The organism is Roseovarius tibetensis (assembly GCF_050896375.1).
Classification (GTDB): domain Bacteria; phylum Pseudomonadota; class Alphaproteobacteria; order Rhodobacterales; family Rhodobacteraceae; genus Roseovarius; species Roseovarius tibetensis.
The window spans coordinates 1-25,321 of record NZ_JBPBBB010000037.1; the positions used below are offsets into that span (position 1 = coordinate 1).

Here is a 25,321-nt window from a genome sequence, read left to right on the forward strand (position 1 = left end):
AACCGGATCGACGAACTCCTCCCTTGGAACTTCCAGACGTCAAGCTGAAAAGCCCGTGGGGCCCAGCTGGCGCTTACGTAAGGCTCGATGATCTGAGAAAAAGAACGGCGCATCATGTCATCGCGCGAGAGACGGCCGACGCGGAGCGCCTTGCAGCAGAGCGCGCGCGGGTGGATGCCCAAGCCGCGCGAATCGATGCCGAGCGCGCGGCGGATAAGGCGAAGCGCGACGCTGACGCGCAAGAGGCGAGGGCATCGAAGGCCACGGACTGGATCGAGGCGGTCGGCGTGGGCTTGACCGCGCTTGCCGACGAGATTGCCGCCGGATCGACCAAGTGCCCCGAAGACGATGGTTTGCGCCCCGATACGCTGGACAAGATACGGCCCGTCTATCCGACGATCGAGGCGGCGGCGAAAGCGGCATATAACGTTATCCGGGCCATGCGCGAGAGCCGCTTGAAGGCGGCGGCCATCGCCGACACGACCGCGCACGCCTACCGCGAGGCGCAAGAGAATATCCAGACGGTAAATGTCGAGCTCGAGGCGGAAAGAAAGGCGCTCCGGGATGAATGGTCGATCGTCAAAGAACTCAGGAGCAAGCTGGAGGCGCTCACGATGCGCATCCGGAAATGGCTGGCTCAACCGGGATTGCCCCGGAACGTGATCGATGAGGCAGACGATATTTTGCGCGAGGCGGACCGGAGTCGTCCACAAGCACGGGATGATGGGCCTGGGGTGTGACTCCATTTTTTCTGAACGAGGCGCCGCCTTTCGGGCAAAGCAGATCTCTGCCTCCTGTGCGCGCACCGGCGTTCATCAGAAAATTCTGACAAGTGATGGCCTTCATCTTGAGATGCCTCGCCACTACAAACTGGTCGCTCATAATGAACGCACGCAGGCAGCCCTTTTAGATCGGTCGCAACCGGGATCATCGCGAGTGCAGTATTTGCACTGATGACGTTGGATGGGGCATCCACCGCATCATTTCAGATCGGCCCTCCAAACCTTGTTCCGCAACGTATCAAAACATATGTGAATTCAAAGTTTATAGGAGATCGATCATGCAGTTCCAGTTCAACACCGACAGCCATATTCACGGCGATGACCGTCTGGCCGAGATTGCGGAGTCCACCGTCACTGACGCCTTGGGGCATTTGACCGATCGCCTTTCGCGCGTCGAGGTGCACTTGGTTGATGTGAACGGCGCCAAGGGCGGCGCTGATGACATTCAATGCAAGATCGAGGCGCGCCCCGAGGGAATGCAGCCGCAGACGGTTACGCACAGCGACGCCGATGTTGATGCATCTTTGCGTGGGGCTGGGAAGAAAATGCGCTCGCTGTTGGATAGCGAATTCGGCAAAGTCGACAACCACCGCTAATCCGTGCGTTGGCCCTTGCTTGTGGGCCCTTCTTGATCTGAGTGGGTTGCTTGAGTCACACAGCGCTTGATCGCGCCCGACATTTTATCCGTCCGGTAGGCGCGTCCGGTGCAAAGACATCATCGAACGCGGCGGCGGACGCGCGGCGCGGTGGTGGCCTCCACGTAATTCTTGATTAGCCTTCGGCCGTTCCGAGCGACCGAGGGTGGAAGGGAACCGGAGACGAACCCTTTGACGATGGCACTGGAGCCGGGGGCGCCGTGGTATGGCGCTGACGCTGTGAGAACGGTCAGTCCTCCGTGGTGCGGCTCTCACGCACCTCGCGCTGGCGCAGCGGCAGCTTGTTGATCGAGCGCGAGATCTCGCTCACGGACAACGGCACCGGTCTGCGCAGGATGATCGTGCCGTCCTTGCCCAAGATGACCACCATGAAATCCCTCGGGCGCAGGGATTGCCGGAAGGACGAGCGCGCCGCAGGATCGGTGTCGGTGATCACGATAACGTCACGCTCGATCAGCGGCTCGACCCGCTCGGTGATGTTTTCCATCTGCTGGATGTATGACGGATTGTTCGGACTGTCCGCGAAGACGACGACGGGACGACGCCTCCAGCGCCATTCCCCGAGCGATGTTCCGACCGCTGGCCGGATGAGGCTGGCTTCGTCCGCACCGGTTTCTTCTTCGGGCGGCCTATCCTGCACGGGTGCAGATTGCTCAGCCGGGGGGAAAGGCGTCTGGGCGGAGGGCGTTTGCGCGGCCGTCACATCCGGTGCTGCAGTCAGTGTCGCGACGAGGGCAAAGGCACCGATTCCGGCGTATCTTTTCAAGGTTTTCACATATTCCAATATAAGGTCGACGGGCCCGTATTCACAGATGTCTTGCACGGCCGGCGCGAAAAAACATTTCTGACCCTCTCGCGTCGATTATTAGAAGTCACCAAACGCGAGAATCCCACTTTTCCATAACACAAGCCAATCAACATGCTTCGGATTTCCCTATCGAGGCATGGCTCGACCTCCTTGTATAGACACCCGCTGAAACGGGCGCGAAGTCCCGAGTTTGTCCTCCAGCGCAATGGGGATGCATTCTTGCGCCGGGACTGTCCCGTGGCGAAGGCTCCCATGGGAGCAACAGCGTGTCGGCATCGGCCGCGCATTGGCGGAGGAGGCGAGATGCTTTTCGACGAGGGAACCTCGGCCCCTTGACCCCGACTGGGTGGGCGACGTGCTGGTCCTTGTGCGCAAGGCTGCCGAGCGCAAGCAGACCATGCTGATCGCAACCGAAGAGATGCAGGTCGCGCGAGATCGCCGACCGAGTGGTGTTCATACACAGCGCAAAGATCTTCGAGAGTGGGGCGCCCGATCAGATTTTCAGCACCCCGCAGGATGAGCGGCTGCAACGGTTTCCCAAGAGGATGGGAGCTTGATGTCACCTGTCGCGCCCTGAGCTGTCGCGATGATCTGAACCGGACCGGAACTTTGCCGGAAGGTGTCGGGGCATCGTTGGGGCAAACCGCGCGGTGCGGGGCTGATCTGAGTTAGGGCGCGGAGTTACGAGGCGCGATAGTGTGGCCACTAACAACAGAAGGAAAATGGAAATGAAACGGCTCATGCCTCTTGAACTGGCGTCCGTCACCAGCTTTGCTTTGATGCTGCCGGCGACGGTCATGGCGGCGGATGTCGCACTGGTGATCGGTAATCAGGACTACCGGAATGCGCCGGAGGCGGTAAGTGCTCGCGCCGACACTCGCGCCGTTGCCGATGCGCTCGCAGAGCACGGCTACGAGGTGATCTCGGGCACTGACCTCGACCGTGCTGGGATGCGCGCGCGCATCACCGAATTCACGGCCCTGCTCGACGGCGACGCGGCCGTCGACCGTCTGGTGGTGTTCTACTCGGGCCACACCTTGACCAGCGACGGGCTCAACTATCTGACGCCTGTCGACCAGGGCAACGCCTCGCTGGTCGAGACGATGATGGACGGCGTGCCACTGGACCTCGTGCTCAGGCTGGCTGGCCGGGAACCGGGTGAGGCGGTGGTGTTCCTCGACGGGGCCCAGCTCGACGGGTTCGAGGCCGAGGGGTTTGCCGCGCCGGGACTGTCGGACATAGAGGCGCCCGATGGCGTGCTCGTGGTCTCGGCCGCCGCACCGGGCCGCGCCATCGCGCGCCGCGCCACGGGCCAGAGTGACTTTGGCCGCAGCGTGGTCGACGGGTTCCTCGCGCCGGGGATCAGGGTCGGCACTGCGGTTGGCAATCTGGATTCGGCCGCCTGGGTGACCGGAGATACCGGGTCCGGCCTGGTTCTCACACCCGAGACCGCGGAACGCGTCACGGACCGGCCGGAGGCCGACACGAGCGACGCACCGGAAACGGCGTCACCCGATCCGGGCGCTGCCGCCGAGCAGCGGCTCGATCTGACACGGGCGGAGCGGCGGACGATCCAGGAGAACCTGACCGTGCTCGGCCACGATACGCGCGGCGTCGAGGGCATCTTCGGGCCGGGAACGCGCACGGCGCTCCGGCAATGGCAGACGGTCAACGACCTGCCCGAGACAGGCTATCTCACGAGCGCGCAGGTGGCGCTCTTGAACCAGCAGGCGGACGCCGCAGCGCCCGCACCCGAACCGCAGGCCGATACCAGCGAGACCGAGCCGACGCGGCCGGATCCCGCCGCCAAGGAAGCGGCGCTCGACCTGAGCAAGGCCGACCGTCTTTCGATCGAGCAACGCCTGGATGTCCTCGGTTTCGCACCGGGTCGGAAAGATGGCACCTTTGACGGCGACACGCGGCGGGCGATTGAAGACTACCAGCGCAACCGCGATCACGCCGCGACCGGCTATCTCGACCGGCCCACGGCTGCATCCGTCATGCAGGAGACGCGCGGTGCAAGCGACGATATCATCGAGGGTGCCGAGGCGCTGGTGGACATCCTGCGCAACCTCGACAAGTAACGCGCGCGCGGGTGCCGGTTCGCCGGCGCCCGGCCCTGTGATCAGCGCGCGGGGCGCTGCATCCGAAGGGCCGTCAAGAATGCCCCGAAACCCACCCGCCGGCTGGTGCGCACACTCGGTCAAACAATGAAATGGAGCACATCATGAACAATATCATCTGGATCGTCGGCGCCGTCGTCATCGTCATTTTCATACTTGGTTTTTTCGGGCTGCGCTGAGGCGAGTTGCTATCCAGCAAGGTATCGCAGTGTGATCATCCCGAGCGTCGAGCCGGGCTGGCCGGACAACCCTCAGAGATCGCGTCGTCGCAACATGGCGAATGGTAGAATAGCGGCTTTTGGTCCGTAATGCACCTGAGATCGTGCCGGTCCGTCGCGGCCAGAAAGGCCGTCTTGCCCCTCCGCGTATTCGGCCGGAGCTTCACGCTAGCGCTCGGCGGGTGGGGTATCCACGATAAGCCACCGGTGCCCGCCCTCCTTGACGCGACGGCCTGAGCCGCGTTTCAGCGCCACCTGCCCGAGCCGTGCACTTCGGGGATTTCCACGTGCCTTTAAGACTGACAGCCGGGCCGGGCCGGAAATCAGAAGATCAGGCCGAGCGCATCGTCGATGCCGATGTTTTCTCGCGCGTTTGAGAGCTCCTGGAGCGTTATCCTGCCATCCTCGTTTGCATCGGCAAACACCAGGTCGCTCTCGATCCGCTTGTTCCACTCGGCACGGGTCAACTCGCCGTCAGAATTCATGTCGAGAACGCTGAACAGCCCCTGCAGCAGGTCCCGGTCCGTATCTTCCGGCACGACCTTGTCCGGCAGCCGCCTTCCGACGAAGTCCGCCTCGGTAATCGGGTCGCCGGCGGCGCGTGCAAGCGCGTCATAGAGCTCGTCGCTTCGGGCGCGCACGTCATCGAGGGTGATGTAGAATCCCTCGATGACGTCCGGGGAAGCGCAATTGTTTCCTGAGCTCACGTTGAGACAGGCGCCACCAAGGCCAGTGCCAGAGCAGTCCGAACAGCGGTCATCATCATTCCATTTTCTCCCGTAAAGTCGAAATCCTTCATACGCGACGACGCGACAGGATCGTGCGGGTGCGGACGCCATCTCAGGCCGGCCGTTTCAAGGTGATTTGCGTCACGTCGCAATTCCCGCTTGCGAAGGTCGCGGCGCAGGACGTGAGATAGAAGTTCCACATCCGCCGAAACCTCTCGTCGAAGCCCAAGGCGGAAATCCGTGGCCAATTTTCATTGAATGTTTCATGCCAGCGGCGGAGCGTCTGGCTGTAGCTCTCGCCGAACTCGACCGAGTGGACGACCCGCAGGCCGGCGCGCTCGACTTCCGCGAGGAGTGCTTTGCGCGAGGGCACGAGCCCCCCGGGGAAGATGTATTTCTGGATGAAGTCGACTCCGCTGCGATAAACCTCCCAGCGGCGGTCCTGAACGGTGATGATTTGCAGTGTCGCATTGCACTGCGGCTTCAGGCGTTCACAAACAGACTCGAAATAAACCGGCCAGTAGCGCTCTCCGACCGCCTCGAACATCTCGATCGAGGCGATGCCGTCAAATTGGCCGCGCGCATCGCGGTAGTCCTGGAGCCTGATCTCGACCCGGTCATCGAGGCCGGCGTTTCTGATGCGGTCCCGCGCGTAGTCGTGCTGCGCCTCGCTGTTGGTGAGCCCCGTGACGCGCAGACCGCGCTCGGTGGCGGCGTATTCGGCAAAGCCACCCCAGCCGCAGCCGATCTCCAGCACGTGATCACCCGCCTCGACGCCCATCTCGTCGATCAGGCTCGCGTATTTCGCGGTCTGCGCCGACTCGAGGCTTTCTTGTCCGGTCGTGAACATGGCCGATGAATAGGTCATCGTCTCATCGAGCCAGAGCCGATAGAAATCGTTGCCGAGGTCGTAATGGGCGGCGATGTTGCGCCGCGCCTGCCGCCGTGTATTGCCTCGGAGGGCTTGCCGTGCCTGCTCGACAAGTCGGAGCAGGCCCTTGCCCGGAAATCCATCGTATATGTCATCGCCGGCAACGTGAACGAGATCCATGAAAGCCTGCAGATCCGGCGTCGACCAGTCGCCGTCAAGGTAAGCCTCCGAGAACCCCAGGTCACCCTCGCGGATCAGCCGCGTGAAGAGATCGGGATCATGCACATGCAACTCGGCTACCGGCCCCGGCCCCGGCCGCGCGCCTTCTGCGCGAAATTTGCGACCGTCGGGCAGCACAAAGGTAACCAGTCCCGCCTCCATGGCGCAGGCTCTCGCAAAAATCTGCGTGAAGTAGCGCGGCAAACCGCGCTGCCCGTCGGTGGTCGTGGCCGACACTCCGAGAGGTGAAACCGGCACCGCACTGGCGCATGGCATGGACCTGTTCATGAAACGCCTCCTTATCAGACAGGATCAGCCCTGAAATCCAAAGATATGATGATAAAGCAGTCAATCGCGGGCGCCACTAACCTGGGTTAACACGCCGCGCGCCATTCGATGTCGTGATGCAGTTCATCGGCGCAGCGCGTCTCCAGCCTCCTCTCCCATCGCCTCTTGGGAATTGCAGTTTGATTTGAGGCTCTGGGCAGGGTCCGTGGCATCCGTCGCGGGATGGAGTTGGGTTACAGCGCTCGAAGCCGAGGCAAGCAGCGGTAGTGCCCCACCGGGTGGTGTAGGAGGCCGTGCGCGGAGCCCCTGGCGTAGCGCAGCGCGCGGCCGGGGTGGTGGCCACCGCGCTTCTTCGTAGTTTGAGGTTGCTTGAAGACCGAAGACAACGAAGGAGAGCACGATGACCGACACCATGATCGACCTTCCGGGGGTGATCGCCAAGAGCGACGACGCGGATTTCCTGCGCGAGCTGATCCAGGGTGCCGCACAGAGGCTGATGGATATCGAGGTGGCTGCCGTGTGCGGCGCGGGCCACGGCGAACGCAGCCCGGACCGCGAGAACCAGCGCAACGGCTACCGGCCGCGGCAGTGGGATACCCGGGCCGGCACGATCGGGCTGAACATCCCGAAGCTGCGCAAGGGCAGCTATTTTCCGACCTTCCTGGAACCGCGCCGGACAGCCGAGAAAGCGCTGATGGCGGTCGTCCAGGAGGCTTACATCCACGGCGTCTCCACCCGCGCCGTTGATGATCTGGTGCGCGCGATGGGGCTGACGGGCACCTCGAAGAGCCAGGTCTCGCGGCTCTGCGAGGAGATCGACGAGCGGGTGCAGGCGTTCCTGAACCGGCCCCTCGAGGGCGACTGGCCCTTTCTCTGGCTCGACGCCACCTACGTGAAGCTGCGCGAAGGCGGGCGGATCGTCTCGATGGCGGTGATAGTGGCCGTGGCGGTCAACACCGACGGGCGGCGCGAGATCCTGGGCATCACCGTCATGCCCTCCGAGGCCGAGACTTTCTGGGCCGACTTCCTTCGGTCTCTCACCCGCCGCGGCCTGCGGGGCGTGCAGCTGGTGATCAGCGACGCCCATGAGGGGTTGAAGGCCGCTGCGCGCAAGGTTCTCGGCGCAGGGTGGCAGCGCTGTCGCGTGCATTTCCAGCGCAATCTGCTGGCCCGCGTTGGCAAGACCAACAAGCCGGTGGTCAGCGCCGTGGTGAAGACCGTCTTCGCCGAGACCGACCGCGACCAGGCCCACGTCCGCTGGCGCGAGGTCGCCGACAGCCTGCGCGAGCGGTTCCGCGACGTCGCCGAGCTGATGGATGAGGCGGAGCACGATGTGCTGGCCTACATGGCGTTTGACGCGAGCCTGCGCTCGAAGTTGCACAGCACCAACCCGCTGGAACGCGTCAACAAGGAGATCAAGCGACGCACCAACGTCGTCGGGATCTTCCCCAACCGCGAGGCCGTCATCCGCCTCGTCGGTGCGCTGATGCTGGAACAGAATGACGAGTGGGCCGTCTCGCGCCGCTACATGCCGGTGGAAAAGCTGACCGCAATGTGCGACGATCCCGATGCGGCGCCGATGATTGCCGCACAGTGAACGAGCGACACCGGCTATGAAGAAGCAGGTGGACACCAGTTCCTACACCACTTCCCGGGGCACTACCCAAGCAGCGCCCGGGACGAGCTGCAGACCGGCTTCGCAAATAGAAGGGGCACCTTCCAAGGCATGGAAGGCTGCGGACGAAGATGTCTATGCCAACCGATCCGTCGATACGGCCCTTGATGGGCCATCGCGTTCGGCCGCGCGTTTGTTCTCCCGGACCGTTATGTGGACCATCATGGACGCACTCTCCGGATCGTCGTCGCGGTGACGCTTTTCACCACGATCATCATCGGCGCGGGCGCACGGCGTTTTCTGGTCGTAAAGAGGGTCCGCGCGCCCACCTCTGCAGACCCGGAGACTCTGGCCTGCGAAAACTGGAATTGCCGAGGCGTTTCACAGCTTTTGCTGTCGCATTGCCCAGATGATTACCAGCGCCGAAATCGACAAGAGCAAGATGGCGGCCGCCTCGATGAGTATATTTTCCGGCGCCATTTCCTTGCCCTGCAGAACGACCAAACGCCCTACGGCCGTGATAGCTATAAATATTGGATACACGAAGACGGAATCGCGTCGGGCATAATAGACCGACACCATTCCGATCACTTCAAGATACAGGAACATCAGCAGAATATCGGCCAACAGGATGGTCCCCAGCCGATAGATGGCAAGGATTTCGAAGGCGACCGCGACCAGCGTCATGGCCACGACAACCACCAGAAGTAATCGCTCGATAACGTGAAACAGGCCGAGAGCGAACAGTTTCTCGCCGCGTCCTGACCCTATGCCCGACTGTGTATCCTCGGACAGGCCGGCGGACGTCGCCCGCGACTTCGTTTCGGTGTCGCTTTCAAGCATGTTTACGAGCCAAGACCGTCAACATGGCGGCCCGCGTTAGCACAGCCCTGATTGATGAACGGTGTCGTAAATTCCGATCTGCCGCATCACATGTCACCTTCTGACCGGCATGCCTTCATTCTCTGCGGCCCTGATCGGCGCCTCCTCCCGCTTGGGTCCGGTTTCTGGTGTCCGGTCCGGCTCGTCATTCCCGCCCCGGGAAAGCCGCGACGCGGAATTGAGTTCGCGAATTTGTGCGGCGGTTACACCATCGGCCTGCATCGCGAGACGCACGAGCGGATCGCCGAACATGTCTTCGAAGAAGATATCTGTCAGGTCCCGGCCGGATACCTTGTCCATGGCGTGCGCATGGTCGAGGTCGGCCAGCGTAACCGTCAGGACCCGTTCGAGACCGGGATGAGACGCCCGCGTATGCAGTTTCACGCAGACGGAGGCTAGCCACGCGTCGGGGTCAAGCCGATCCGGTGGTGCGCAGTTCTCGGTTTCGATCTCGTATTCGCCCGCAGGAAGCATTTCGTCGAACCCTGGGACGTTGAAAGGGTGGCCGAAAACGGCGATCGTCTTGCTGGTCAAAGTCATTGGTGCCTTCCTTGTGCGTTGCGCGGTATCTGGTTAGCGGTCATCCGACAGGCTCGTCCCCGCCGCGCCGTCCTATTTCGCAGAGCTTTGGACATCGGGGCAGTGCTGGGGATAGCGGTGATCCGTTGCCGTATTCCGGTTCGCTTGCGTGTTCGGCTCGATGCTTGGACGGTCTCGTTCTGGCCCTCGCAGCCCCTGTGACAGGCGCCGGGCCTTTTTCGGACGCGGACACGCGCCTTCCATCTTTTAACCTGCGAAGATGTGCCATGGGCTGATCCATGTTAGCGCCTCGCGGAAATTGCGGATGTCGGTATTTCCGGCCCCTCAAGCCGGAGCCGCGCGTGACAGCATGACAACGCACTGATCTGTGTCAGCACCCCTGCCCAATGTTTTCCCTATGCTTCGGCGAGGAGCGCCTCTCGTGCCCCTATTCGCGGGAGGCCGCCTGTTTCCTGGCAGGGTGCCGGGACCCACAAGCCCATGAAAAGGAGGATAAGATGGCCACAAATGCTGTTCTCGATCCCCAAAACCACGATTTCGACCGATTTCTCCACGCATCCGTCGGAGAGGACTACAACGGCAACGGCGTGACCGTTCTTTCCGCACTGGCGCGGCTGAACCTCGATCCCTGGCAGGAGGCCCGCGAACTCGCGAGCCTCGGGCGGGAGGCTGCAGGCGTGCGCCTGGACACCTTGCTGTCACGCGTGTGCGACGTACCGGCGCTTGAGCAGGATGATGGCGCTGTCGCGCAGGATTTGGCTGGCCTGCTTCCAAAAAACGCCAGTCAGGCGAAGGCCGGGGCAGCCCCCGAAACAAAAAGGTTGACGATATCGACAGGACTGATCTGGACGCTGGTGGCGGTCCTGTTTTTAGCGGCGCAGCTTCTTTTCACCGGCACATCCGAATAAGGCAAATGAAACGCGACGCGCCGTCGGGCTGCCCCCTCGGAAGACACGGCGATGCCGGATGTGCCGATGTCACCGCATGAATCTGCAATCGCACCAGGCGCGGAAGATCCAGCACTTGCGTGATCTCATCCGCTCGTCCAGAGGACCGGGGGATGGCCTCCGCCTCGGCTGCGATTCTCATTTCAGCAGTGGTCCGGTCTGATCGAGGTATGACGCGTCGAACTCGGCAAGTTCGGCGAGCCTCTCGTGGTCATGGAACGTGACGCGACCGTCCCGGACAGTGACCAGCCCGTTCTCGCGAAGCTGCCGCAGGACGCGGTTCACGTGGACCGCACTCAGGCCCAGGGCGTCGGCAAGGTGATACTGCGTCAGCGGGCAGTCGTATCCTTGCTTGCTCGCCATGCCCACCAGCGCCAGCCGCGATCCCAGTTCCAGCAGAAAATGCGCCATGCGCGCTTCGGCGTCGCGCCGCCCGATATTGACGAGATGCTCGACAACCATCGCCTCATCCCGCGACGCGGCCCAGAGAATGGCCGTGGCAAGCCGCGGTGTCTGATCGAAGGCTTGCAACAGGTCACGCGACATCACCTCGGCGGCCTGGCTGTCGACGATCGTCTCGAAGCTGTGATCGGAGGTGCGCAGCAGGACACTGCGCAGCCCCAGAAAATCCCCCGGGATCTGGAAATCGACGATCTGGCGCGTCCCGTCCGGCTGGATCTTGTAGGAACAGACCCAGCCGTCCGACAGGATATAGGCGGCTTGCCCCGACTGTCCCTCGTGCACGAGGTCGCGCCCCGCAGGAAAGGACCGGCGTCGCTGGTGCAGACGCTCCAGCACCGCGAGTTCGGCCTCGGACAAGGCGACGAAACTCGAGAGCTTGCGTGTGAGCGGGCTGTTTGCAGTGGTGTTCATGGGCCCTTTTCCCGATCTCCCGATGTCCCGTTGTTAGCCCTACTCGAGAATTCTCGCCAGGTGACTGCTTTGGATCAGCCCAGCATACCTCATTTCCTGTCACAACGGGTGCATCAAACAGGCTTCGACCGGCCCGATGGCCGTGTCGCCGCAAGGATCAAGGAGTCTCCACGATGCCCGTTCAAACTGACCATGCCGGCATGGCCGCCCTCACGATCTGCGAGGCGCTCATGCTTGCCATGAACGATCGCGAGCTGCTGCCCGAGCACGAGATCATGGGGGTGCTCCACGATGCTGCGGCGACCCACGAGAACGCCACCGGCACGGAGGCCGAAACGGAAGCGCACCGGGCCGTGGCCACGATCATCAACCGAATCATCGCTGGCGGCAACTCCGTTCGAAGACCGCCGAAATGACAGGCTCGACCAAAGAGGAAACGACGCGCACCATGACATTCGCGACCAGACCAGGTGACACGCCGGCCGCCGGCCGGCCTGATCATCAGACTATGCAGACCGCCGGCGGCCAGCACGTCACGTCGGCACGATCCGGCGTGCAGGTTGGGCAGTTCCCTGCGCCTGCCGCGCGCGACACGCGGCAGGCGAATGATGACCCGGCTGCGGCACCTGCGCACGGCCAAGACGCGCAGAGCGAAACCGCGCTGACCGCGTCCGACTGGACCCGAACGCTGACGAAATACCGCCAGCCGATCCCTGCGCGCAGCGTGTTCGAACTGGCCGTCACGCTGGTGCCCTTCGTCGCGATCTGGGCCGTGGCCTGGTGGATGGTGTCGATCAGCGCGGTGTTGGCGCTGGCCCTCGCGGTGGTGAACGCGGGGTTCCTGGTGCGTCTGTTCATGATACAGCATGATTGCGGGCACGGGTCGCTGTTCCGCGACCGGCGCCTGTGCGACTGGATCGGACGTGGGATCGGCGTGCTGACGCTGACCCCCTACGACGTCTGGCGCAAGACACACGCGATCCACCATGCCACGACCGGCAATCTCGACCGGCGGGGGGTCGGGGACCTGCCGACGCTGACGGTGCGGGAATACCAAGAGAAGGACTGGCTCGGCCGGGCGCTGTACCGCCTCGTGCGCAATCCCGTCTTCCTGTTCGGAATGGTGCCGTTCTACACTTTCTTCCTGCAACAAAGGCTGCCCGTTCACCTGATGCGGTCGGGTTGGCGCTACTGGCTGAGCGCGATGGCGACCAATGCCGCCATCGGCTCCATTTTGGCAGTGATCGTCTGGCTGGGCGGCTGGAACGTGCTGCTGTTCGTGTTCCTGCCGACGATGCTATTGGCCGCGATGGCGGGCATGTGGTTCTTCTACGTGCAGCACCAGTTCGAGGAAACAAGCTGGGAGCACGAGGAAGACTGGAACATCCAGGAGGCGGCGCTGCATGGCAGCTCGCATTACGCGCTGCCCGGCATCCTGCGCTGGATCACCGGCAATATCGGGGTGCACCACGTGCATCACCTGGCCAGCCGCATCCCGTTCTACCGCCTGCCCGAGGCGATCCGGGATCACGACCTGCTGGCAAGGTCAAAACGCATCACGCTTCTTGAAAGCTTCCGCTGCGCGCGGCTGCACCTGTGGGACGAGCAGCGCGGCAGGCTCCTGTCCTTCGCCGAGGCCCGGGCGGTTTCCGCCTGAGCCGTATGCGGTTTTGCCGATCCGCGCCGGAATCGACATTGTGGCCGGCAACGATGTGGTGCTGATTTGGTGCTGCGATAGGCTGATGCAGGTAAGTGCTCGCTTTGAGCAATCGGCGTAATGCGGGTGGCAGAGCCCGCAGCGGTCGCCGCGGGCGTCTCGGCACAAGGATAACCCGACATGACGACGCCCAAGCTCAGCTCGCTCACGCTCCTAGCGGCGGCCCTGTCCGCATCTTTCGCGCTCCAGGCCTGCAACACCGTGGACGGGCTCGGGGAAGACGTGTCTGCCGGCGCGGATGCCGTGTCGGATTCGGCCACCGACAACAAGGGGTATTGAGAATGAATATCGACCAACTCAAAGCACCGGACAACCGGATGAACGGCGCAACGATGCGCGGTTTCGGCAACCTGGATGACGGGCGAGTGGACCACGCAGGACCCGGCCTTTCAACGCGCAAGATCAACCACGACCTGCGCAATATCCTGACATGCGCGCAGCTTCTGTCGGATCGGCTGGCGCAGGTCGATGACCCGAAAGTGCGGCGGCTGGCACCGAAGCTGACCGCGTCGCTGGACCGGGCCATCGCGCTCTGCACGACATCGCGCAACGATGACACGGCGGCGAAGGGACGCCCGCACCGGCAGCGGCTCGCCCTTGCGCCGCTGGTCAACGAGGTCGCGAACACGCTCGATCTCGACCACGCGGAGATAAGCTGGATCAACAACGTCGCGACCACCGTCGAGATCGACGCCGATCCCGACGATCTGTTCCGCACCCTCCTCAATCTGTTGGGCAACGCCATCCTGGCGTTGCAGGGGCCGGGCTTTCGATACAAGGAGATCCGTGTCGATGCCCGGCGCAGTGGGTCCGGCTGCACCATCGACGTGCGCGACACCGGCCTTGGCGTGCCGCAGGCTGCGCTGACGCATCTGTTCCTGTCGTCCCGGGGGTCGACCCGTCCCGACGGCTCCGGCTCCGGCCTCGGGCTTGCGATCGCGGCCGATCTGGTCCGCGCCCATGGCGGTGACATCTGTCTCGTCCACGGCCTCGCCGAAGGCGCGTGCTTCCGCGTCACGATCCCCGACAGCCTCGCGGAGCCCGAGACGGATGCGATCAGCGAAACGCGCAACGCGGTAGGGGCGAGATGACGGAGCGCGCGTGACGGGCACGGGTCCGAGGCCAGGTCCCGCGCGGCCCGCCAGAGCCTGCCGGACCGAGAGCCAGTTCCCGTGTTTCCAGGTCAGCGGATGACCGACATCACCGGAATGGGCGTCCGGCGCGGCCGCGCCCGGCTGCACCACGTGGCGCATATCAACGCGCTGGTCGCCGATCTGCCGGTGCGCCGCGTGGTCGAGGGCCAGCACATCATCGCCGACATGGCGCTGCCCTACGGGCGCGTCGTCCACGACTATCTGGCCTGAGCGCCGCGCGGTCAGCGCATCCACGACCCAAGAAAGAGCCAACCACATGGCGCAGAAAACGAAACTCGTGAACCTCGCGCTTCAAGGCGGCGGCGCGCATGGCGCCTTCACCTGGGGGGCGCTCGACCGCATCCTGGAGGACGGCCGGCTGCAGATCGCCGGGATTTCGGGCACTTCCGCGGGCGCAATGAACGCGGTGGCGCTGGCCGACGGCTTCACCCGTGAGGGCCCCGAGGGCGCACGCGCGGCGCTCGATCACTTCTGGCGCGCAATGAGCGACGGCGCGAAGCACAGTCCCCTGAAACGCACACCCTATGACGTGCTGACGGGCAATTGGGGTCTGCAGAACAACCCCATGTACCACGCCATGGACGCGCTGTCGCGGATCGCCTCGCCCTATCAACTCAATCCAATGAACAGCAATCCGCTGCGCGATCTGGTCGAGAAGATCATTGATTTCGGGATGGTGCGCAAATGCACCGCGTTCAAGCTCTACATCTCGGCCACCAATGTGGAAACCGGCAAGGTCAAGGTCTTCCCGCGCGAGGGGCTCACCGCCGACATGGTGATGGCCTCGGCCTGTCTGCCGCATCTCTACCAGGCCGTCGAGATAGACGGCGTGCCGTACTGGGACGGCGGCTACATGGGCAACCCGTCGCTGTTTCCGTTCCATGGCGAGACCGGCACCGACGACATCGTCGTGATCCAGGTCAACCCGATCGAGCGCAAGGGCGCGCCCAAGACCCCGATGGACATCCAGAACCGCATGAACGAGATCAGCTTCAACGGCAGTCTGCTCAAGGAATTGCGCGCGATAGACTTCGTCGACCGGCTGATCCGCCAGGGCAAGCTCTCGGCCGACGATTACCGTCAGGTGCGCGTGCATGTCATCGAGAACCAGGCGGAGCTCAAGCCGCTCGGCGCCTCCTCGAAAATGAACGTGGAATGGGACTTCCTGAGCATGCTGCGCGACATGGGCCGCGAGACCGCCACGCGGTGGCTCGACCAGAATTTTGCCGATATCGGCGAACGCTCGACCGTCGATCTGCGCGCGATGTTCGAGGGGATCGGGGCCCAGCACCAGGGATAGCAATGGCAAGAAAAGGTCGTTGTCGTTGAAGCTGCGTGCGGCGTCGTCGCAATCGAGTCCGACATAGGCCAACGCGCGTTTCGCGGGTTGCGCTTCGCCGAAGGCTCCGCGCGCGGCCTCCTACACCACAGGCTGGGACACTATCCGGCGGTTTCCATCATGGAGCGGAAATCGCGCGCAAAAACTGACGCAGATCTGCTTTGCAGGACTATCAACTCTAGGTCAGCCGCCGACCGGTATCAGGCCCGTCTTCCTAACCTGGATCAGCAATCGGACCGCCCGGATGATCTATGACGAAATATAGCTTCGAAGGCCGGGCAGCCCATCGCGGACCCGGCGGCGCGCAGTGCTGGCAAGCTGAGTCGCAGTTCAGAGCCCCGCCGCCCTGCAAAGGAATCAAGTCATGAAACACCGAGATAAAACACCCGCGTCGTCCGGATCGCCGGAAACGAACGACGCTTCCGACAAGAAGATCGGGAAGAACCCGGCTCAAGACGCGCCCCGCGCGGCCGACGAAAGCGCTCGCAAGATCGACCGCCCGGGCTTTGATCTGGGCGCGTCTTCTGGTGACACACACGCAGGGACGGGATTGGGCCTTGGGAATGATGCCTTCGACACAGCGGGCGAGAGAAGCCTTCCGGGGCGTCACCCTGACAACAAGCTGACAATCCCGCGATGGGGTGGACCTGACCCCCGTGCCACGGACGGATCTGCCAAGAAACAGCCCGTCCTGCAGACTCCCTCTGCATCACAGCCCAAAAGAGGACGCTGATCCTGGTGTTTGACTGGCGCCCCCGATGGTCCGCCACACCTGATTGGTACGTTGCAGTGCCAGTTCGACCATTCTCCCAATCGAGAAAGAGACTTGATGTGTTGGAGCGGTGAAGCGTCGGCAGTACTCGCGGTCATAGGTCTAGGAACAACAGCGTATGCAGCATACAAGAGGGAACCTGCGCCGTTATGGATGGCCCTCGGCTATTTCTCGTCAATGGAGCTTTTGCAGGCTTTCACATACTCGGTGATCGACCAATGCGCGCTGCCCTCAAATCAAATTGCCACTCTCCTGAGCTACTTGCACATCGTGTTCCAGCCATTCTTCATCAACATGCTGTCCATGTATTTCATACCGACTGCTGTTCGCGAGAAAAACCAGTGGCCGGTTTATGCAGTCTGTTTTGTTTCGGCAGTCATCATGCTTCTGCAGCTTTACCCGTTCGAATGGGCAGGGTCATGTCCACTGGGGCGCGGGCTGTGTGCCGATCGGCTTTGCTCAGTTTCCGGAGACTGGCATATCGCCTGGGATGTGCCGACAAACGGGATGCTGAACTTCATCACCGTCGCTTCGTGGGCATCTTTCCTGAGCCTGTACCCCAGCTATTTCATCGCCGGCATTCTGTTGCCGTTCGTCTACGGCTCCTGGCGGTTTACCGTGTACCATTTCCAGGTCGGACCGCAATTGGCCTTGCTCCTGACCAGCAACCCCAATGAAGTGGCCGCGATCTGGTGCCTGTTATCAATCGGAATTCTGCTGCTTGTCGTCAAAACACCGATAAGGCAATTCATGTTCGTGGAATCCTGGTGGTTGTGGCCGAGACAATTCCTTCGAAAGCGGAGTGACGTCTGATCCGTTTTCCTATGCGGAAAGTGTAAAGGCCGGACGGCTGGCGCCAGCAGGTGCGCGGCTGCGCACGCAAGTTCCTGCATTTTATCGGTGCCGGGACTAACCTGCATCTGTGCAAGCGGACCGGGAAACCAGCAAGGTGCAGCCCAATCACCGAGACGCTTGGCGTATCCGTCTGACAGGGCAATCGCAGTTGGCTTTGGCGCGGCCTTCGGGGTGAATATGCAGGCAAGAAAACGCCCTCTCTCGTCGAGTTTGTTGCTCAGGATGGACATCGAAAGACTTCAGGGCGGCGTGTCGGGACCCATCTGCGATGCCCCTGATCCGTCTGATGGATCTCATCCGCCGCGGGCGGCAAAGGTCTCTTCGTGTCCACCTTGAACCGTGGACAGTCATATCGCGCCCGGCCCGAAAATTCGGTTCCGCGCGTCTCACGTGGCCAGTACCGGCTCATGTACAGGGATTCTTATGTCAGCACCTTCAACTACCGCCAATCGTCTCTCCGTCATGGAAAATTTCGGGACTGACCCGGGGTCGCTGAGCGCGGAGCTTTATATTCCGGAGAACTTCACGAAGAACAGCCCGCTTGTCGTCGTGCTGCATGGCTGCACCCAGTCAGCCGAGAGCTATGATATCGGATCGGGCTGGTCTACTCTCGCCGATGAATGCGGGATGGCGCTCCTGTTCCCGGAGCAAAGACTGACCAACAACCGCCTTGGGAGCTTCAACTGGTTCGAGACTGGCCACAGCCACCGCGGCGGCGGCGAACCGCTGTCTATTCGTCAGATGATCGCACAAGTCGTTGACGATTACGGCATCGACCCGTCGCGGGTCTTCATCACGGGGTTGTCCTCGGGGGTGCCATGACATCCGTGATGCTGGCGACCTATCCGGAAGTGTTCGCGGGAGGGGCGATCATCGCGGGGCTGCCCTACCGTAGCGCCAAAACTCTGACGCAGGCGTTTTTTCGCATGAAAGGTTATGGCGGACCGTCGGACAGCCAACTCGACGCGCTTGTGCGCGGAGCTTCGAAATCAACCGGTCCATGGCCGACGATCTCGGTCTGGCATGGCGACAGCGATACGACCGTCGACAATTCCAACGCCGGCGCAATCGTCCGGCAATGGCAGAAGATCCACAAGGTCGAAGGACCGACGACACGCGTCGAGATGGTTGACGGCTTCCCTCGGGAAGTCTGGTGCGATCCTGACGGGCGGGTGGTGATCGAGCACTACATCATCGCGGACATGGGCCACGGCACGCCGATCAGAGCCGAGGGCGACGAGGGCCTGGGGCAGGAAGGCAAGTACATGCTGGACGTCGGCATTTCCTCGACCCGCCACATCGCGGATTTCTGGGGTTTGACGCGGTCCGGCGCAGCGCACCGGGCAGAGCCAAAAACGGCAGCAGCTTCCTGACGCTGTCGGGCGGGACCTTGAAATGACGCGCCGCCTCCCGTTTCAGCCTGCTGGACGCCGAGGATCTCAAGCAGCTCTGCCACGACTACAACGACATCCTGAACGCCGGGCTCAGCGACGGATATGCTGTCGCATACGAGTACCACGAAAACGACTGTGTCTTCATCGACAACCTTGCCGTCGCGCATCGGGCGGCGCCCGAAGCGCATATGCCTGTGGAAAAACAGGGCTTGCGGATCATGCATCGCAGCACCGTGAAAGGTGTTCGGGATCTTGCGCCCGCTTTCGACCTGCCGCAGCATGTGAAGATCGACGGCCCCAACCCGATCGGCGAGGGCGTCTGGCAAGGCGGCGGTGTCGGCTTCCGCTGGCAAGACGGTATTCCCATGCGGAACTGACCTGCCATTCGCGCGTATTTCGGATAAAGAAGAGCACACCATATCGCCCGCCCTACCCGGGTTGGCGTCCATCGCAGAATGTTTCCAGACCGGAGATCGACCCTATGTCAGGACCCTTGCACGGATTTCGGGTCATCGACCTGACCACCATGATCTCGGGTCCGCTGGCCACGATGACGCTGGCCGATCAGGGCGCCGAGGTGATCAAGATCGAACATCCCGAAGGCGGCGATCTCAGCCGGCAGGTCACCGGGCGGCGCGGAGGGGTCTCGGCCTCGTTTCTCAACAACAATCGCGGCAAGAAATCGGTCACGCTGAACCTCAAGGACCCGCGCGGGGTGGAGGCGGCGCTGCGGCTTTGCGAGGGCGCGGATGTCTTCGTGCAGAACTTCCGCCCCGGCGTGGCCGAGCGGATCGGGCTGGGCGAGGACGCGGTGCGCGCGGCGTGTCCGGACATCGTCTACACCTCCATCGCCGGCTTCGGCTTTACCGGCGACTGGGCGCGCAAGCCGGTTTACGACCCGCTGATCCAGGCGCTGTCGGGTCTGGCCAGCGTGCAGGGCGGGTCGGATGCGGCACGGCCCAGGCTGGTGCGCACGATCCTGCCCGACAAGCTGACCGCGATCCAGACCGCGCAGGCGATCACCGCCGCCCTTCTGGCGCGCGCCCGGACCGGCGAGGGCAGCCATGTGCAGGTCTCGATGCTCGACACGGTGCTGGCGTTTCTGTGGAGCTCGGACATGGCCGGCCATACCTTCGTCGGCGACGAGGCGGCACCCGACAAGAGCGGCGAAGCGCAGAGCTTTGTCGAGCTGATCTGCCAGACCGCCGATGGCTGGATGGCGGTCTCGGCGCATACCGACAGCACCTGGAAGGGCCTTTCGGCGGCCGTCGGGCGGCCCGACTGGCTGACCGATCCGCGTTTCGCCACCGTCGCCGCGCGGGAAGAGAACAAACCCGCCCGGCTGGAACTGACGCAGGAGGCGCTGCGCGAGGACACCACCGACAACTGGATGCGCCGCCTTGGGGAGCATGACGTGCCCTGCGCGCCGGTGCTGACGCGCGATCAGGTATATGCACACCCGCAGGTGCAGGCCAACGAGGCAGTGATCGAGCAGGAACATCCGCAGGCCGGCCGGATCCGTCAGGCCCGGACCCCGGCGCTATTTTCGGGCACGCCGCCCGAGCCGCCAAGGCCCGCGCGGCGGCTGGGGGAAGACACGCGCGCGGTGCTCGCCGAGGCCGGCTATGACGCGGAGATCATTGCCGACATGATCGCCCAAGGCATCGCGACCGACACCCAGGAGGGCAGCCCATGATCGACCTCTACTTCGCGCCCACGCCCAACGGCTGGAAGGCCGCCATCATGCTCGAGGAGACCGGCCTCGATTACCGCTCCATCCTGATGCGGCTCAGCGACGGCGACCAGTTCTCGCCCGAGTTTCTCGCGATCAGCCCCAATGCCAAGATGCCCGCCATCGTGGATCATGCGCCGGAGGCAGCCTGGGGCGACGCGCCGGTGACGGTCTTCGAGTCCGGCGCGATCCTGCTCTACCTCGCCGACAAGACCGGGCAGTTCGCGCCGCAGCCGGGTGAACTGCGCGCACGCAAGGAGATGATGGAGTGGCTTTTCTGGCAGGTCGGCAATCAGGGGCCGATGGCCGGGCAACTCAGCCATTTCCGCAACTATGCGCCGGAGGACGCGCGCGACTATGGCTTCAAGCGCTATCTCGGCGAGTACGACCGAAACCTCGGCGTGCTGGAAAAGCGTGGCATCCGCACGCCGCGTGGCAACCGGATCGACAAGAAGTACCTCTACCGGATGCTGAACAACCGCGCCTATATCGGCGAGGCGGTCCACAAGGGCGAGAGCTACCCCGGCGAGCATGACGCGATCATCGACCACGAGACATGGGACCGCGTCCACGCCATCCTGCAGGAGAGCCCGCGCAAGCGCGCCGCGCGCACACGCGCCGACACGCCCGCGTTGCTGAAAGGGCTGCTGTTCGGGCCCGACGGCGCCACGTTCTCGCCGACGCACACCCGCAAGGGCGGCCGGCTGTACCGCTACTATGTCAGCCAGACCGTGCTCAAGCATGGGGCCGGAGCATGCCCGGTGGGCCGCGTGCCCGCGGGCGAGATCGAGGCGGCTGTCATCGACCAACTGCGCGCCGTGTTCCGCCAGCCGGAGATCGTCGCGGGCACATGGAAGGCGGCGCGCGCCCACGGCGACGACATCAGCGAGGCCGACGCCTGTGCGGCGCTGCAGCAGCTCGACCCGCTGTGGGACGAACTGTTCCCCGCCGAGCAGGCGCGCATCGTGGTGTTGCTGGTCGAGCGCGTGGATATCGGCACGGACGGCCTGAACGTGCGGCTCCGCATCGACGGCCTCGCTGGCCTCTCCCGCGAATTGCTGACTGGTGCCATCGAGAACGCTGCATGACCCGCGGAACGCCAATCCCTGAGACTGTGACGCTGCACGTGCCATTCCATGTCGTGAAGCGTGGCGGGCGGAAGGAGATGCAGCTTCCGGAGTGCGCCGAGCAGCCGCGCAAAACAGACAGCACGCTTATTAAGGCGCTGGCACGTGCGTTTCGGTGGAAACGAATGCTCGAGTCGGGCGAGTTCACGACGATCGCCGAACTGGCTGAGCGAGAGGGCATCGCGCCCTCCTACATGACCCGCGTCCTGCGTCTGACCCTGCTCGCGCCGGACATCGTCGAGGCGATTCTGGACGGGAAGCAGGGGCCGGAGGTGACGCTGGGGCGGGTGCTGGGGCCCTTGCCCGTGGTCTGGGAGGAACAGAAACTGTGGCTATGACCCGCAGGCGGTTTCATCAGACGCGCTCGAAGCCTATATCAAGATTTAAAGAAAGGGAGTTGCGAGATGGCCGGAGGATGGGCCCGCGACGGTGCCGTAAACGAGCAGATCGATGCCTCGATTCAGGACGAACTGAAACGGATGAAGGCAAGGCGATTGCCTGAGGGCGAGAGTCTGATCAACTGTGCCGAATGCGACGAACCGATGCCGGAGGCGCGGAGACGCGCCCTGCCGGGCGTCAAGCTCTGTGTCGATTGCCAGAGTGAACGCGATGGCCGTCCCGCCACGCGTGGCGGCTTCAACAGACGCGCATCGAAAGACGCTCTGCTGAAGTAGAACCGAAGCCACAGTCCCGAACATTTTCGCGACGTCATCGATACGCGGCAATGCTGACTGAGGAAAGTGCTACCTTTCGAGCAGTCGATCGATGATACCAGCGACGGCGTTCATCTGGACCCCGTCGCGCGTTCTCCATCCGTCGCCGCTGTAGCCCCAGAAATCCCAGCAGGCTCTCGGGTTTACCGCTGTCGCTGTGGCCTGCGGGTAGAGGACGACGATCCGATTGGCAGCAGCCCAGCGGTTGTAGCCGGCGTCCCGCACGAAATCGTCGTGGATACGGTCTTCGCCCTGCGCATCGACATTCTGACGGCATCCATGGAGGGCGACATGCAACCGGCACGCCTCTGACCTGCAGGCGTCCGGCACGTACAGGTAGCCGACACCGCTCAGGCTCGCCGTCGTGGACGCCTGGAAGAACTCAGTCTGATCGAACGCGCGCAGGCGACCCGCGGCGTGCGGATCCACCGGCCTCTCGAAGACCCCGTTGGGGTAAAGGTGCCGCAGAAGAAGTTCCGCGGCATCGTATCCGCATTCGATCAGGTACGGCCGCGCATGGTCTGCGCAGTCGCGCGGCGGGAACCGGCTCTCCCCGGTGAAGCTGGCCAAAGGCATGCCATGGTTGGCGGGGCGTTCCGGATCACCGAGCTCCACATGCAAAGCGTCGCCATCGACGCCCAGAAGGCGGTACAAATCGACGAGGCTGTTGGCCACTTCGTCCGGAACGATCGCATCGAGATCTCCGCGAAAGAGCCACACCCGATCATCACCAAGGTTTGCCGGATCGTCGATCTCGCCAGCTTGGTATGTGGCGTCGATCAGCTGCCAGGCATCCTCAGCGGCTGGAGGATCGGGGCGCAGGCCCCAGAACCGGTTTCCGAAGGTATGCGTGCAAGCGACCACCGCCGCGGAGAACCGGTCCAGTTTCCAGAACGGCCAGTAGGGGTTATCGATGATGTCCACGCAGCCATAGGGCCCGCCCGCAAGGACGGCTGCGCCTGTCACCGTTCCAGAGAAGGCAATGTGAAACTGGTGGGCGAAGAAACTGCCGGACGACAGGCCGGACACCGTCACGGACGCGGGATCAAAGCTCAGATCCGTCGGCAACTGCTGTGAAACGGAGGTGGGTGGCGGGTCCGGGATATCGTCATGATCAGCTGTGGATGGCCCAGCGGCAATCAGCAGGGCTGCAAGAACCGCCCGAATTGATTTTCCCTGCCACATCTCTCCCTCTCGCGCCGCATTCCACTCAGCAGCTTACACTGCCGCGAATGAGTACGACAACATCTGGCGTAAGGTGATCGTCGCGCATGGAGAATCTTGGGCGCCGCAACGGCGCCATGTCGAGCGCGAGGGGATCGCACCCTCCTACATGACCCGCGTCCTGCGTCTGACCCTGCTCGCGCCGGACATCGTCGAGGCGATCCTGGACGGAAAGCAGGGGCTGGAGGTAACGTTGGCGCTGATGCTGGCGTCATTTCCCACAGCGTGGAACGAGCAGAGCCAAGGCTTTTCGGTAAGCACCGCAGCTTGAACTCCCTCCAAAAAACATCGCGTAAAGGGGTTGATCGTTAATATGCGTATAGTTTATATACCCATCATTAAACGATTCGGTTGGTCGCTTTTGTCCTGCCCGCTCAACGAGGAATTGCCATGCGCTGGGGTGTCGAAAAACGGCTAGAGTTTATTGAATTCCGCCTCTTTTGGGAGGGCGGGATCAACCGCGCCGACATCGTCGACCAGTTCGGGGTCTCCGTGCCACAGGCCTCAAAAGACCTGACGCTCTACGAGGAAAAGGCGCCTGGAAATCTGGTCTACGATAAGAGTGCCAAGCGCTATAAGGCTGCTGACGAATTCAAACCCGTGTTCATGCAGCCCAGTGCGTCCACGTACCTCGCTCATCTGCGCGAGTCGAACGGCGGAGCATCTGGCTTGACCGAGGCCTGGCTTGCATCGGCACCCGAGCACGATGCTCTGCCTATTCCACACCGGCGCGTGGAGGCTGACGTCCTTCGCGACGTCCTCAAAGCCGTGAGGGAAGGCCACTCAATCGAGGTCTTTTACCAGTCTATGAGCGCCAAGAAGCTTGCCCCCGAGTGGAGGCGAATTTCGCCCCACGCGCTCGGCAATGACGGGCTGCGCTGGCATGTCCGTGCATTCTGTCACGTCGATCACAAGTTCAAGGACTTCATCTTGTCACGATGCATGAAGACCCGAAAACATGGACTGCCGGGCGCGTCCGCGAACGAGGATAAGCTCTGGCATGATCGCTTCGCGGTGGCGCTCTCGCCAAATCCAGCCTTGAGTGAGAGCCAGCGGTCGATCATTTCCCAAGACTATGAAATGAATGATGGGCGCACTGAAGTGATGGTGCGCAAAGCACTGCTTTACTATTTCCAGAAGCGCCTCCGTCTGGATGTCGCCGACAAACTGGACAACCCCCATGAAATCCCGGTCGTGGTCGCCAATCGTGCTGCCTTCGACGCCGCTCTGGCGGAGGCGATGGCATGAAGTCGCTCAATTTTGAAATCTTGGGTGACGGCTGGCCCGAACTTGCTGGCCTTGGTGGGTTTGCGGAGTCGTATGCACACGCAGACCCAGCAAGCGCACTCGTCAAGCTTCGCCTCTTCGGCGAAAACCTGACTAAGGACATCTACCGCGAGCTCGGGCTCCCGAAGCCGGACCTGCCGACATTCGTCGATCTATTGAAGAACGACGCCTTTATCGCAATCACGCCGAAGGTCATACTCGACAAGCTCCACGCTTTACGCATGCACGGCAACAAAGCCGCGCACGGCGAACCCGTGAGAGCCCAACATGCGCGCTGGCTCCTTAAGGAAGCACACGATCTGGCCCGTTGGATGTGTGTCCGATACGGGCAAGCGAAAGCAGACGAGCTTCCCGCCTTTCAGCAGCCGGCCATTCCAGGACTGAATCGCCCCGGATTTGTCGGAGACCATCAACTTAAGTAAGGATGATGGGTATGACAAAAAGCAAAATGGCAAAT

General features: G+C 62.8%; 30 protein-coding genes. 23 read left to right on the forward strand and 7 right to left on the reverse strand.

The features are described 5' to 3' along the window. On the forward strand, window positions 1-740 hold a 740-nt coding region (locus ACROSR_RS16550; RefSeq protein ID WP_432687012.1), incomplete at its 5' end, for a hypothetical protein. 320 nt (window positions 741-1,060) lie between these two features. Further along, the gene (locus ACROSR_RS16555) at window positions 1,061-1,378 is read left to right on the forward strand and encodes an HPF/RaiA family ribosome-associated protein (RefSeq protein ID WP_432687013.1); all 318 of its coding nucleotides are present in this window, start codon (window positions 1,061-1,063) and stop codon (window positions 1,376-1,378) included. 289 nt (window positions 1,379-1,667) lie between these two features. Here ACROSR_RS16555 and ACROSR_RS16560 read toward each other — a convergent pair whose 3' ends face one another. Then, on the reverse strand, window positions 1,668-2,078 hold the full coding sequence (locus ACROSR_RS16560; protein WP_432687014.1) for a DUF4174 domain-containing protein: 411 nt from the start codon (window positions 2,076-2,078) through the stop codon (window positions 1,668-1,670). Window positions 2,079-2,592: 514 nt separating this feature from the next. Here ACROSR_RS16560 and ACROSR_RS16565 point away from each other — a divergent pair. Both ACROSR_RS16565 and ACROSR_RS16570 read left to right on the forward strand, forming a co-directional pair. After that, window positions 2,593-2,766: an ATP-binding cassette domain-containing protein gene (locus ACROSR_RS16565; RefSeq protein ID WP_432687015.1), complete on the forward strand. Its 174-nt coding sequence runs from the start codon at window positions 2,593-2,595 to the stop codon at window positions 2,764-2,766. A gap of 208 nt (window positions 2,767-2,974) precedes the next feature. Beyond that, window positions 2,975-4,330, forward strand: a complete 1,356-nt coding sequence (locus ACROSR_RS16570; protein ID WP_432687016.1) for a peptidoglycan-binding protein — start codon at window positions 2,975-2,977, stop codon at window positions 4,328-4,330. Window positions 4,331-4,910: 580 nt separating this feature from the next. On the opposite strand, the gene ACROSR_RS16575 is transcribed toward ACROSR_RS16570, so the two are convergent. Both ACROSR_RS16575 and ACROSR_RS16580 read right to left on the reverse strand, forming a co-directional pair. Beyond that, a complete protein-coding gene (locus ACROSR_RS16575; protein WP_432687017.1) occupies window positions 4,911-5,426 on the reverse strand; it encodes an EF-hand domain-containing protein in 516 nt (171 codons plus the stop codon). A gap of 1 nt (window position 5,427) precedes the next feature. Further along, window positions 5,428-6,642, reverse strand: coding sequence for a class I SAM-dependent methyltransferase (locus ACROSR_RS16580; RefSeq protein WP_432687018.1), 1,215 nt, complete (start codon window positions 6,640-6,642; stop codon window positions 5,428-5,430). A gap of 451 nt (window positions 6,643-7,093) precedes the next feature. On the opposite strand from ACROSR_RS16580, the gene ACROSR_RS16585 reads away from it, so the two are divergent. Next, complete coding sequence (locus tag ACROSR_RS16585) at window positions 7,094-8,290, forward strand: IS256 family transposase (RefSeq protein ID WP_432687019.1); 1,197 nt, start codon at window positions 7,094-7,096, stop codon at window positions 8,288-8,290. Between the two features lie 399 nt (window positions 8,291-8,689). Here ACROSR_RS16585 and ACROSR_RS16590 read toward each other — a convergent pair whose 3' ends face one another. Then, window positions 8,690-9,151 (reverse strand): phosphate-starvation-inducible protein PsiE, encoded by a 462-nt coding sequence (locus ACROSR_RS16590; RefSeq protein ID WP_336421754.1) that lies wholly within the window; start codon window positions 9,149-9,151, stop codon window positions 8,690-8,692. Between the two features lie 93 nt (window positions 9,152-9,244). Beyond that, window positions 9,245-9,730 carry a hypothetical protein gene (locus tag ACROSR_RS16595; RefSeq protein WP_432687020.1) on the reverse strand — a complete coding sequence of 162 codons (486 nt, stop codon included), beginning with the start codon at window positions 9,728-9,730 and terminating at the stop codon, window positions 9,245-9,247. Window positions 9,731-10,227: 497 nt separating this feature from the next. Between ACROSR_RS16595 and ACROSR_RS16600 the strand changes: the two genes are divergently transcribed. Further along, the gene (locus tag ACROSR_RS16600; protein WP_336421752.1) at window positions 10,228-10,638 is read left to right on the forward strand and encodes a hypothetical protein; all 411 of its coding nucleotides are present in this window, start codon (window positions 10,228-10,230) and stop codon (window positions 10,636-10,638) included. A gap of 177 nt (window positions 10,639-10,815) precedes the next feature. Here ACROSR_RS16600 and ACROSR_RS16605 read toward each other — a convergent pair whose 3' ends face one another. Then, window positions 10,816-11,550: a Crp/Fnr family transcriptional regulator gene (locus ACROSR_RS16605; RefSeq protein ID WP_336421751.1), complete on the reverse strand. Its 735-nt coding sequence runs from the start codon at window positions 11,548-11,550 to the stop codon at window positions 10,816-10,818. Between the two features lie 173 nt (window positions 11,551-11,723). Here ACROSR_RS16605 and ACROSR_RS16610 point away from each other — a divergent pair, with 173 nt between their 5' ends. From ACROSR_RS16610 to ACROSR_RS16675, 14 genes are all read left to right on the forward strand, one after another. Continuing rightward, entirely contained in the window at window positions 11,724-11,966 is a 243-nt protein-coding gene (locus ACROSR_RS16610; protein WP_336421750.1) for a hypothetical protein, read from the forward strand. A 32-nt stretch (window positions 11,967-11,998) separates the two neighbouring features. Beyond that, a complete protein-coding gene (locus ACROSR_RS16615) occupies window positions 11,999-13,207 on the forward strand; it encodes a fatty acid desaturase (protein ID WP_432687021.1) in 1,209 nt (402 codons plus the stop codon). Window positions 13,208-13,387: 180 nt separating this feature from the next. Continuing rightward, a complete protein-coding gene (locus tag ACROSR_RS16620) occupies window positions 13,388-13,546 on the forward strand; it encodes an entericidin, EcnA/B family (RefSeq protein WP_336421748.1) in 159 nt (52 codons plus the stop codon). 2 nt (window positions 13,547-13,548) lie between these two features. Continuing rightward, window positions 13,549-14,358, forward strand: a complete 810-nt coding sequence (locus ACROSR_RS16625) for a sensor histidine kinase (RefSeq protein WP_432687022.1) — start codon at window positions 13,549-13,551, stop codon at window positions 14,356-14,358. Window positions 14,359-14,457: 99 nt separating this feature from the next. Continuing rightward, window positions 14,458-14,631, forward strand: coding sequence for an acetoacetate decarboxylase family protein (locus ACROSR_RS16630; protein WP_336421746.1), 174 nt, complete (start codon window positions 14,458-14,460; stop codon window positions 14,629-14,631). Between the two features lie 46 nt (window positions 14,632-14,677). Next, window positions 14,678-15,721, forward strand: a complete 1,044-nt coding sequence (locus ACROSR_RS16635) for a patatin-like phospholipase family protein (protein ID WP_432687023.1) — start codon at window positions 14,678-14,680, stop codon at window positions 15,719-15,721. Between the two features lie 868 nt (window positions 15,722-16,589). Beyond that, on the forward strand, window positions 16,590-17,345 hold the full coding sequence (locus tag ACROSR_RS16640; protein WP_490166896.1) for a DUF5765 domain-containing protein: 756 nt from the start codon (window positions 16,590-16,592) through the stop codon (window positions 17,343-17,345). A 504-nt stretch (window positions 17,346-17,849) separates the two neighbouring features. Beyond that, window positions 17,850-18,209, forward strand: a complete 360-nt coding sequence (locus ACROSR_RS16645) for an extracellular catalytic domain type 1 short-chain-length polyhydroxyalkanoate depolymerase (RefSeq protein WP_432687025.1) — start codon at window positions 17,850-17,852, stop codon at window positions 18,207-18,209. Beyond that, entirely contained in the window at window positions 18,206-18,760 is a 555-nt protein-coding gene (locus tag ACROSR_RS16650) for a CE1 family esterase (protein ID WP_432687026.1), read from the forward strand. Before ACROSR_RS16645 ends, ACROSR_RS16650 begins: the two co-directional genes overlap by 4 nt. A gap of 209 nt (window positions 18,761-18,969) precedes the next feature. Next, the gene (locus ACROSR_RS16655) at window positions 18,970-19,158 is read left to right on the forward strand and encodes a hypothetical protein (protein WP_432687027.1); all 189 of its coding nucleotides are present in this window, start codon (window positions 18,970-18,972) and stop codon (window positions 19,156-19,158) included. A 104-nt stretch (window positions 19,159-19,262) separates the two neighbouring features. Then, window positions 19,263-20,477 carry a CaiB/BaiF CoA transferase family protein gene (locus ACROSR_RS16660; protein ID WP_432687028.1) on the forward strand — a complete coding sequence of 405 codons (1,215 nt, stop codon included), beginning with the start codon at window positions 19,263-19,265 and terminating at the stop codon, window positions 20,475-20,477. Beyond that, a complete protein-coding gene (locus ACROSR_RS16665; RefSeq protein WP_432687029.1) occupies window positions 20,474-21,601 on the forward strand; it encodes a recombinase family protein in 1,128 nt (375 codons plus the stop codon). Before ACROSR_RS16660 ends, ACROSR_RS16665 begins: the two co-directional genes overlap by 4 nt. Beyond that, on the forward strand, window positions 21,598-21,978 hold the full coding sequence (locus ACROSR_RS16670; protein WP_432687030.1) for a hypothetical protein: 381 nt from the start codon (window positions 21,598-21,600) through the stop codon (window positions 21,976-21,978). Before ACROSR_RS16665 ends, ACROSR_RS16670 begins: the two co-directional genes overlap by 4 nt. Before the next feature lie 66 nt (window positions 21,979-22,044). Beyond that, the gene (locus ACROSR_RS16675; RefSeq protein ID WP_432687031.1) at window positions 22,045-22,314 is read left to right on the forward strand and encodes a DksA/TraR family C4-type zinc finger protein; all 270 of its coding nucleotides are present in this window, start codon (window positions 22,045-22,047) and stop codon (window positions 22,312-22,314) included. 69 nt (window positions 22,315-22,383) lie between these two features. Here the strand turns inward: ACROSR_RS16675 and ACROSR_RS16680 are convergent, their stop codons facing one another. Beyond that, on the reverse strand, window positions 22,384-23,538 hold the full coding sequence (locus ACROSR_RS16680; RefSeq protein ID WP_432687032.1) for an extracellular catalytic domain type 2 short-chain-length polyhydroxyalkanoate depolymerase: 1,155 nt from the start codon (window positions 23,536-23,538) through the stop codon (window positions 22,384-22,386). A gap of 73 nt (window positions 23,539-23,611) precedes the next feature. On the opposite strand from ACROSR_RS16680, the gene ACROSR_RS16685 reads away from it, so the two are divergent. The 3 genes from ACROSR_RS16685 (at window position 23,612) to ACROSR_RS16695 (ending at window position 25,286) form a co-directional block, all read left to right on the forward strand. Next, on the forward strand, window positions 23,612-23,848 hold the full coding sequence (locus ACROSR_RS16685; RefSeq protein ID WP_432687033.1) for a hypothetical protein: 237 nt from the start codon (window positions 23,612-23,614) through the stop codon (window positions 23,846-23,848). Window positions 23,849-23,967: 119 nt separating this feature from the next. After that, entirely contained in the window at window positions 23,968-24,825 is an 858-nt protein-coding gene (locus ACROSR_RS16690) for a BrxR family helix-turn-helix transcriptional regulator (protein ID WP_432687034.1), read from the forward strand. Next, window positions 24,822-25,286 carry a DUF4145 domain-containing protein gene (locus ACROSR_RS16695; RefSeq protein ID WP_432687035.1) on the forward strand — a complete coding sequence of 155 codons (465 nt, stop codon included), beginning with the start codon at window positions 24,822-24,824 and terminating at the stop codon, window positions 25,284-25,286. The genes ACROSR_RS16690 and ACROSR_RS16695 overlap by 4 nt, the downstream gene beginning before the upstream one ends. Window positions 25,287-25,321: the final 35 nt, after the last annotated feature.